This window comes from Haloferax sp. Atlit-109R, from assembly GCF_003665865.1.
Taxonomy (GTDB): domain Archaea; phylum Halobacteriota; class Halobacteria; order Halobacteriales; family Haloferacaceae; genus Haloferax; species Haloferax volcanii.
Genome location: NZ_QPLO01000015.1, coordinates 1 through 473, shown reverse-complemented (window position 1 = coordinate 473; position 473 = coordinate 1). Strand labels below are relative to the sequence as shown.

Annotated in this window: 1 pseudogene; it reads left to right on the top strand. The window is 44.6% G+C overall.

From position 1 onward, the window contains the following. Positions 1-242: 242 nt before the first annotated feature. Positions 243-473, top strand: a pseudogene (locus DVK03_RS19430) (hypothetical protein); the annotation flags it as partial.

Genomic DNA, 473 nt, shown 5'->3' with positions numbered 1-473 from the left:
TGTATGATAATTATGGTAGGGTTTAGGATAGGGGTAAGCTAATTCTATGACAGGGGTTAGGACAGGGGTAGGCTAATTTTACAACAGAAGTTAGGACAGGGAATCATAAAATTATGGCACTATTAGGACAGGAATAGTATAATCTTAGGACAGGTATTAGGACAGGATGTAATAGCGTTAGGCTATCCTATTAGGATAGGGTGAAATATAACACCCTAAGATTATAACAAGGGGGCAAGAAGATGGCCGAGAGTACTGAGTCCGAGCTAAGCATCGAAGATATCGAGTTTCTAACTATCGTCAGAGATGTCTCTGACAACCCGGACGAGTACGACGGAACGGAGCTCGGAGAAGCGCCTGCCACGGTGACTGTTATCACAGACAACACATCGCTATCGAAGTCCCAGGTGAAGTATCGACTCAACTCAGAGAGTGATGCTGGTAACTCTCGTGGGTTCACTGAAGACCAACTA